Origin of the sequence: Aeromonas sp. R2-4 (assembly GCF_040908365.1) — a bacterium.
GTDB lineage: Bacteria > Pseudomonadota > Gammaproteobacteria > Enterobacterales > Aeromonadaceae > Aeromonas > Aeromonas veronii.
In genome coordinates this window covers 46,176-54,074 of sequence record NZ_JBFODO010000032.1, presented here as the reverse complement: position 1 = coordinate 54,074, position 7,899 = coordinate 46,176, and the positions used below count along the sequence as shown (strand labels likewise).

The window sequence follows — 7,899 nt, the reverse complement described above, 5'->3', positions numbered from 1 at the left end:
TGTACAGATCTAGTTATCACCTGACACCGGCCTCAAACCGGTGTCTTGTTTACGCTACTTTAGAGCGCACTTCCTTCGGTATCAATTTCAGACCCTTCTTGAACATGCTGTAGGGGGTTTGACCCTCCATCATCCTGCCCTGATGTGGCCGCTGGGTGTTGTAGTGCACCAGATAGCTATCCAGGTCTGTCTGCATCTGCTCTACCGACTCATACCAGGTCGTCCTCCCCTTGATGCGGAAGTGTTCATCCAGCAAGGTTCGATGCAGCCGCTCGATAAAGCCGTTGCTCTGCGGCCTGCGCACCTTGGTGGTTCGGTGCTCAATCCCCTCCAGTTGCAGGAACAGCTCGTAGGGATGGTGGTCTGGGCGCCCACAGAACTCGCGCCCGTTGTCCGACAGGATGGTATAGACCCGCGCCTCGTGGGCCTCGAAAAACGGCAGCACCGTTTCATTGAGCACATGAACCGAGGTCACCGGCAGCTTGCTGGTGTAGAGCCGTCCCCAGGCGTGGCGACTGTAGCAGTCCAGCACGGTTTGTAGATACACCTTGCCAACCCCCTTGAGCGCGCCGACGAAGAAGGTGTCGACCGCCACCAGTTCTCCGGTGTAATGAACCTCAATCTGGCGTTCTCGGAACTCGGGACTGAATCGTTCTAACAGGCGAATTTGCTCGTCATTGAGCTCAATGGTCTGCTCACGGTGAGTTTTCTCAAGGCGCAGCAAGCGGTCGTGTTTAGAGAGCAAGTCGTGCCGTTGCCACACGCCACGCACACCGCCCGCACTGACATTGATGCCTTGCAGAGCCAGTTCTTGCGCGACCCGCAGCGGGCCTTGAGTTGGTCTGGTGAGGGAGTAATCGAGGATGGCCTGTTCAATCTCGGGCGCAACCCGATTGGGATGAGCCCCTTTACAGCCCGGCAATTTGTCGAGCAAGCCCTCGGCGCCATAGGTCTGGTAATTACGGCGAATTTCGTAGAACTGCTGGCGGCTGTAGCCAATGAGCTTGCAGGCTTTACTGACGTTATTGAGCTCTTTGGCGAGCTCTAGCAGGCTGAGTTTGCGACGTGCTACTTTCTCGTTGGTGGTCATACGGTGACTCCAGATAACACGGTAGGGGTACCGTTTTGTTATCCGGTTTGAAGCCGTATGACCACTCCCTTTTGTGGGCAACTGTCAGGTGAATACCATCTCCATACAGGCCGAGGATGTCGTGCTGGAACCAGGCCAGCAGCATCTGGTAGAGATGGCCGTCCCGCTCCTTCGCCAACCGCCGCCCCTGCTCGACCTCGTGGCGCCACTGGTTGCCCGGCAGCAAACCGACCGTGTCGACCAGACGTTGGTTGAGCGGGTCTTGCAGTGCCATCCCCGCCATCGCCCCGGCAGATGGCCCCTGCGAAACGGCGCTCAGCCCAGCTGCGGCAAAAGCAGCGAGCCACAGAATGCAGGCGATGGCAAAGGCCATTGCACCGTACTGTATGCGGCTTGGGGGTAAGCGACTGGCAAGAGGCAAGGATCGAGCTCCTTCAGGGATGACAGGAATGCGGGGATAAATATATCACAAGCCATCGCTTTATTGGATTTTGATATTCACCTAATCATGCAAATCAGCACTAAACACTCAATTATCACTGAACTTGGCATTTAAAAACTAAAACAAATGGGGGAGCATCTGCTCCCCCGTCCGATCACTGGCTCACCCTCAATGGCAATAGCCATCCTCTTCACATCGCCTGCAGGCAGCAGATCACATAGCCGTAACTGCCAAGATATTGGCGGTGGATGGCCACTTCCCGGCTCAAGTCCTGCCAGGCGGCACTCTCCCCCAGCTCGTCTCGATAGCGCACCAGATTGACCTCGATAGGGTCCAGATAGTTGTTCCAGGCGCTCATCGGCAAGGGTGTGTGTGACAGGCAGCGGTAGCCTGCCGCTTGTACCGTCTCAAGCAGGCCCGCCAGCGTCTGCATGGCGGGATAATCCTGCTGCCAGAATGCCAATGCCTCCTCGGGCGGGTTATCGGTCAGCCAGACCGCATCACTGAGCACGATGCAAGCCTGCGGGCTTGAAAGCAGCGGACGCCACGCCTTCAGTGCATTGGCAACCCCCATCACGTAAGCGCTCCCCTCTGCCCAGATGAGGTCGGCCGGTGCCAAATCGTCCGGCAGTGCCGCCATGTTGGCACAGAGGGTGGAGACATGCTCAAAGCCCGCTGCACGGGCGGAGTGCGCCACGGCGGCCAATGCATCCTCTTCCAGATCGATGGCCACAATGGCGGTATCGGTCACCTGAGCCAGCGCCATGGTCGAGGCACCGCGCCCGCAGCCCATGTCGAGGATCCGGCGCGGCCGGATGGGCAAGGCGGCAAACTGCTGCTGGGTGAAGGCGCGATCCCCCGGCCCCCAGTAACTCATGCCATCCAGCAGCTGGATAAAGTCCTTGATGTAACGCTCATGTTCATTCATGTCTTTGCTCAACCATTGCAAGTGGTAGCGATCTTTCTCGCTAAAACCCTGTTTCATCACCCACGCGAAGTAGGCCTCCGGTGCCTCGCGCTGCAGTTGCAGCTGCCAGGCCTTGAATTCCTCACCGGAGCGCGGGCGCAGCCCTGCAAGATCCGCCAACAGATCCCGGGCGCGCTGCATCCGCGCCAGCTCCTCATCGAGCTCCCTGACCCGGGCCTGCAATGACGCTTGATCTATCTCGCCAGCCAGACAGGCGAGGCACTGCTTGAGGCTGAGACCACCTGCCTGCAGGGCCTGCACCATTTGCAGTCGCTGCAGATCCCCCTCGTCATAGTGGCGATAGCCGTTGGCGGCCCGGGTACCGGCAATCACCCCCAGCTTCTCGTAATAGAGCAGGGTGGAGCGGGCGAGGCCGCAGCGGCGGGCCAGTTCGGATATTTTCATGGCAATCACTCAGAGTGCGGGCCCTCAGGTGACCCGATAGAGACGAGCTTAAACTGTAAAGCTATAGACAGGTCAACGCCCTTTTCCAGAGATCTACCAACAAAAACGGCCACCCGAGGGTGGCCGTTGTCAGCGCTATCTGTGATAAAGCGGCGATAGAGCAACTATGCTACCGGCTCAGAGACCGGCTGCCTCCAGATGCTCCACCAGCAGTTGCACACTGCGGTTGCCGCGCCACTCGTTGACGTCAAGCCGGTAGACAAGCCGCACCCGCTTGACCGAGGCATCGGGCCAGCGCTTGAGATCGACGCCAAAGGCGATGGCATCCACCGCGTGACCGGAATCGGTTGTCAGCATCATCTTGAGGTGCTTCTCCCCCACCAGCCGCTGCTGCACCAGCACGAATTCGCCGTCAAACAGTGGCTCGGGGAAGGCCTGACCCCAGGGGCCGGAGGCGCGAATCAGCTCCGCCAGCTCGAGGTTGAGCTCATCCGGCAACAACTCGCCATCGGTGAGCAGCACCCCGGTCAAGAGCTCCGGCGTCACCAGCTCGCTGATGACCGCCTCAAAGGCCCGACCGAACGCCTCGATGTTGGCCTTGGGCAGGGTCAACCCCGCCGCCATGGCATGGCCACCAAACTTGCCCATCAGGCCCGGGTGGCGGGTATCGAGCAGTTCCAGCGCATCGCGCAGGTGCACGCCGGGGATGGAGCGGCCGGAGCCCTTGAGCTCGGTCTCGCTGCTCTCGGCAAAGGCAATGACCGGGCGGTAGTACTTCTCCTTCACCTTGGAGGCCACCAGCCCCACCACCCCCTGATGCCACTCGTTGCGGTGCAGCACTATGCCCGACGGCACCTCGCCATCGCGAAACCGGATCTGCTCCAGGGTGGCAAGGGCCTCCTGTTGCATCCCCTGCTCAATCTCCTTGCGCTCCTGATTGAGGCTGTCCATCTCGGCCGCAAGCTGGCGCGCCAGATTGAGATCATCGCAGAGCAGACAGGCGACCCCAAGGGACATATCATCGAGGCGCCCTACCGCATTGAGGCGTGGCCCCAGTGCAAAACCGAGGTCGGCGGCGGTGAGGCGGCGACCATCGCGGCCCGACACATCCACCAGCGCCTGAATGCCGGGGCGACAGCGCCCAGCCCGGATCCGCTGCAAGCCCTGATGGACCAGAATGCGGTTGTTGCCATCGAGCGCCACCACATCGGCGACCGTACCAAGAGCCACCAGATCGAGGTAATCCGCCACATTGGGGGCGCGCAACCCTTGCCGTTCGTACCAGCCAAGCTGACGCAGATGGGTGTTGAGGGCCGCCATCAGGTAGAAGGCCACCCCCACCCCGGCCAGCGACTTGGAGGGGAAATCGCAGCCGTGCTGGTTCGGGTTGACGATGGCATCGGCGTCAGGCAGCTCCTGACCCGGCAAATGGTGATCGGTAACCAGTACCTGCATGCCAGCCGCCTTGGCCGCCGCCACCCCGGCGATGCTGGAGATGCCGTTATCCACCGTGATGAGGAACTCGGCGCCACGGGCCACCGCCAGCTCGACAATTTCGGGGGTAAGGCCGTAGCCAAACTCGAAGCGGTTGGGCACCAGAAAATCGATGTGGCGACCGCCCATGGCGCGCAGGGCCAGCACACACAGCGCCGAACTGGTGGCACCATCGCAGTCGAAGTCGCCGACGATAAGGATCCGTTTCTGGGCAGTCAGAGCCTCCGCCAGCAGCGGCACCGCCTGCTCCATCCCATAGAGGCGCTGGGGCGGCAGCAACTGGCTGGCGCTGCGCTCCAGCAGAGCGGGATCCTCTACGCCACGGCTGGCGAAGATTTGGCGAAGCAGGGGATGCAGGGTGGCAGGCAGATGGGAATCATCAACTCGCGGACGACGACGGATTTGCAGGGACATCAATATGATCCAGTATCTTGAGCAGCTGTTCGGGGCTCTGATACCCGCGCACCAGATCCCCGTCGGAGGAGACCCAGGCCGGCAGTACCTTGACCCCCAACCATTGGCTCAGGCCAATATTTTGGATAAGGGTCTCACTACATGCCGTTTGAGGCAAATAGGCTTTTAACGGATCATTTTGCAGCAGGGGATCGCTGCACCAGTCGGCGGCCCGTTCGGCGTGATCAATCACCGGATAGAGAGCCACGCTCACCCCGGATGCCTGCAGGTGTTGCAAGGTGCCGGAGAGCTGACGACGTTTGGCATCCTGCTCGCCGAGAAACAGTGCAACCCGGTGACGCTCATCACGGGCCTTGAGCACGATGGGGGCATGAGCCACCTGCGCCAGCCCAAGTCGGCGCTGCTCGCGCATACCCGAGATGGTCAGGTTCTTCATGTCGCGAGTCATATCCAGCATGACCCCCTGCACCACATAATCCCCTTTGGCATCGCTGTAGAGCACCCCCTGTGAGGTGCCCAGCATATACAACCCCGCAATCGGGGTCGGTTCAACCAGATAGACGGGAACCCCCAGCCGGGCCGTGATGGTCTGTTTCAAGGCTTGGGTATCCATCCCCGCTCTGGCAGCAAATGTGCACAAAAGCATCATTCCCAGTAGTAAATACTTCACTTGTTTACTCACGTGGTATGAATGAATCGACCCAGCAAACTACAGCAGCACAGCTCATCATTCAACCAGCTACTTACCAAAAAATTAATATCACTTTGTACCAAAAAAATGGCTCCCCCCGATTGCCAAGGACTCATAACGCCCGCAAGCTAGTCAGGACGACAGGAACAACGCGGCTTAGCCTCTGTTTTTCCTGACAAGAGTTCGCCCTTTGGCAAGGGTAATCAACGCGCTATCTTGTTTAATTTCGGAGGAAATAATGAGTCTGATTCAAGAGTTCAAAGCCTTTGCCGCCCGCGGCAACGTCATCGACATGGCGGTCGGTATCATCATTGGTGCCGCCTTCGGCAAAATTGTCTCCTCTTTTGTCGGTGACGTGATCATGCCGCCCATCGGCCTGATCCTGGGCGGCGTGGACTTCAGCGACCTGGCGGTCACCCTGAAGGCCGCAGAAGGTGCAACACCCGCCGTGGTCATCGCCTATGGCAAGTTCATCCAGACCATCATCGACTTTCTGATCATCTCCTTCGCCATCTTCATGGGACTGAAGGCCATCAACACCCTGAAGAAGAAGCAGGAAGAGGAAGCCGCCGCCCCGGCAGGCCCGACCAAGGATCAGGAGCTGCTGACCGAGATCCGTGATCTGCTGAAATCCCAGCAAGGGAAATAAGCGCCATCTCCTGTCGTGTAGAGATAAAAAAACCGCCTGCTGGCGGTTTTTTGTTTTTGGGAGGCCAGCCACTCAAGCTCTGGGGTGGTGCTCCCCGTGCAGCGCCTTGAGCCGTTCGTTGGCCACATGGGTGTAGATCTGGGTGGTGGAGAGATCCGCGTGACCCAGCAGCATCTGCACAACCCGCAGGTCGGCGCCGTGGTTGAGCAGATGGGTGGCAAAGGCGTGGCGTAAGGTATGGGGGGATAGCTCGCCGTTAATCCCGGCCCGCAGGGCATAGAGCTTGATGCGATGCCAGAAGGTCTGGCGGGTCATCATACGGGCCTGCTTGGAGGGAAACACCACATCCGAGCTGGTGCCACCCAGCAGCAGGGTGCGGGCCTCCCGGTAGTAACGCTCCAGCCAGTACATCGCCTCCTCGCCCATCGGCACCAACCGCTCCTTGTTGCCCTTGCCCACTACGCGCACCAAGCCCTGACGCAAACTGACATGCTCAGCAGTGAGCCCCACCAGCTCGGAAACCCGCAAGCCGGTAGCGTAGAGCAGCTCCAGCATCGCCTTGTCCCGCAGCTCCAGCGGGTCATCCACCAGCGGCGCACTCAGCAGAGCTTCCACTTCCGTTTCGCTTAAATCTGAGGGGAGTTTTTTCGGCAGCTTGGGCCCCTCCAGCAGCACGGTCGGATCGTCGCTGCGCAGCTTCTCGCGGTTGAGATACTGGTAAAAGCGGCGCAGGGCCGACAGAAAGCGGGCAGTGCTGCTGGCCGCAAACTGGTGACCCACCCGCCAGGCGAGGTAGTGCTGGATCTCGTCCATCCCCGCCAGCAGCAGCGAGCTCCCCTGCTCGTCGAGCCAGAGGGAGAACTTCTCCAGATCGCTGCGATAGGAGCTGACCGTGTTGTCAGACAATCCCCGCTCCAGCCAGAGGGCGTCGAGGAAGGGTTCAATCAGGGGATGTGGGTCAGGCTTGCTCATGGTGCGCTGCAGTCAGGGGATCGATGGCCCATTGTAACGCGCCAACTCCTTGGAAAGACAAGGCACTTTCATTGGAAAGATAAGGCTCGTTTGCCACGCCCCTTGCCGGGCGGTGAAGGTCGAATGGCAATCTGCTAGACTGGCGCCCTCCCCTTACGTTACCCATCGTGTTGCCAACATGGCGCAGCCCACACGAGCATGCGAGAACGCGCCAAAAGCAAGCGAGAAAGCGCCAACAGAGAGAAGAGCGATGAAGATTGGTCTGTTTTACGGTTCCACCACCTGCTACACCGAGATGGCTGCCGAGAAGATCCGCGCCCTCATCGGCCCCGAGCTGGTGGATATTCACAATATCAAGGATGTCTCCCTGCGCCGGATGGAGGATTACGAGATCCTGATCCTCGGCATCTCCACCTGGGATTTTGGCGAACTGCAGGAGGACTGGGAGTCCCGCTGGGAAGATATCGCCGATCTCCATCTGGAGGGACGCATCGTCGCCCTGTTTGGCCTCGGCGATCAGCTCGGTTATGGCGAATGGTTCCAGGACGCCCTCGGCATGCTGCACGATCAGCTGGTGCCAAAAGGGGTCAAGCTGGTGGGCTACTGGCCCAACGAAGGGTACGAATTCGATGCCTCCAAGGCACTGATCGACGATGGCCGTCACTTCGTCGGGCTGGCCCTCGATGATGCCAACCAATATGACCAGACCGATCCGCGCATCGAGCAGTGGGTCGAGCAGATCCTGAGCGAAATCCACGCCCTGCTCTGATCTTTC

General features: G+C 59.8%; 8 protein-coding genes. 2 read left to right on the top strand and 6 right to left on the bottom strand.

What is annotated here, in order from left to right; genetic code table 11:
- Positions 1-49: 49 nt before the first annotated feature.
- The 5 genes from AB5Z05_RS13845 to AB5Z05_RS13825 all read right to left on the bottom strand — a co-directional run bounded on the left by AB5Z05_RS13845 (position 50) and on the right by AB5Z05_RS13825 (position 5,425).
- On the bottom strand, positions 50-1,090 hold the full coding sequence (locus tag AB5Z05_RS13845; RefSeq protein WP_279460456.1) for an IS481-like element ISAs19 family transposase: 1,041 nt from the start codon (positions 1,088-1,090) through the stop codon (positions 50-52).
- Entirely contained in the window at positions 1,023-1,511 is a 489-nt protein-coding gene (locus tag AB5Z05_RS13840) for a hypothetical protein (RefSeq protein ID WP_368151930.1), read from the bottom strand. Before AB5Z05_RS13840 ends, AB5Z05_RS13845 begins: the two co-directional genes overlap by 68 nt.
- 211 nt (positions 1,512-1,722) lie before the next feature.
- Complete coding sequence (locus AB5Z05_RS13835; protein WP_368151928.1) at positions 1,723-2,904, bottom strand: MerR family transcriptional regulator; 1,182 nt, start codon at positions 2,902-2,904, stop codon at positions 1,723-1,725.
- 177 nt (positions 2,905-3,081) lie between these two features.
- Positions 3,082-4,812: a single-stranded-DNA-specific exonuclease RecJ gene (gene recJ / locus AB5Z05_RS13830; RefSeq protein ID WP_368151926.1), complete on the bottom strand. Its 1,731-nt coding sequence runs from the start codon at positions 4,810-4,812 to the stop codon at positions 3,082-3,084.
- Entirely contained in the window at positions 4,778-5,425 is a 648-nt protein-coding gene (locus AB5Z05_RS13825; RefSeq protein WP_005335146.1) for a disulfide isomerase DsbC N-terminal domain-containing protein, read from the bottom strand. The genes recJ and AB5Z05_RS13825 overlap by 35 nt, the downstream gene beginning before the upstream one ends.
- Before the next feature lie 316 nt (positions 5,426-5,741).
- Between AB5Z05_RS13825 and mscL the strand changes: the two genes are divergently transcribed.
- On the top strand, positions 5,742-6,152 hold the full coding sequence (gene mscL, locus AB5Z05_RS13820) for a large-conductance mechanosensitive channel protein MscL (protein ID WP_047438040.1): 411 nt from the start codon (positions 5,742-5,744) through the stop codon (positions 6,150-6,152).
- Positions 6,153-6,224: 72 nt separating this feature from the next.
- Here mscL and xerD read toward each other — a convergent pair whose 3' ends face one another.
- Positions 6,225-7,124, bottom strand: coding sequence for a site-specific tyrosine recombinase XerD (gene xerD, locus AB5Z05_RS13815; RefSeq protein ID WP_368151925.1), 900 nt, complete (start codon positions 7,122-7,124; stop codon positions 6,225-6,227).
- A gap of 250 nt (positions 7,125-7,374) precedes the next feature.
- On the opposite strand from xerD, the gene fldB reads away from it, so the two are divergent.
- Positions 7,375-7,893, top strand: coding sequence for a flavodoxin FldB (fldB, locus tag AB5Z05_RS13810; RefSeq protein WP_005335151.1), 519 nt, complete (start codon positions 7,375-7,377; stop codon positions 7,891-7,893).
- Positions 7,894-7,899: the final 6 nt, after the last annotated feature.

What these genes read in the sequence shown, in the direction of transcription:
- fldB (WP_005335151.1), top strand. Translation starts at nt 7,375, where the DNA reads ATGAAGATTGGTCTGTTTTACGGTTCCACCACCTGCTACACCGAGATG.
- AB5Z05_RS13835 (WP_368151928.1), bottom strand. Translation starts at nt 2,904, where the DNA reads ATGAAAATATCCGAACTGGCCCGCCGCTGCGGCCTCGCCCGCTCCACC.
- AB5Z05_RS13825 (WP_005335146.1), bottom strand. Translation starts at nt 5,425, where the DNA reads ATGGATACCCAAGCCTTGAAACAGACCATCACGGCCCGGCTGGGGGTT.
- recJ (WP_368151926.1), bottom strand. Translation starts at nt 4,812, where the DNA reads ATGTCCCTGCAAATCCGTCGTCGTCCGCGAGTTGATGATTCCCATCTG.
- AB5Z05_RS13845 (WP_279460456.1), bottom strand. Translation starts at nt 1,090, where the DNA reads ATGACCACCAACGAGAAAGTAGCACGTCGCAAACTCAGCCTGCTAGAG.
- mscL (WP_047438040.1), top strand. Translation starts at nt 5,742, where the DNA reads ATGAGTCTGATTCAAGAGTTCAAAGCCTTTGCCGCCCGCGGCAACGTC.
- xerD (WP_368151925.1), bottom strand. Translation starts at nt 7,124, where the DNA reads ATGAGCAAGCCTGACCCACATCCCCTGATTGAACCCTTCCTCGACGCC.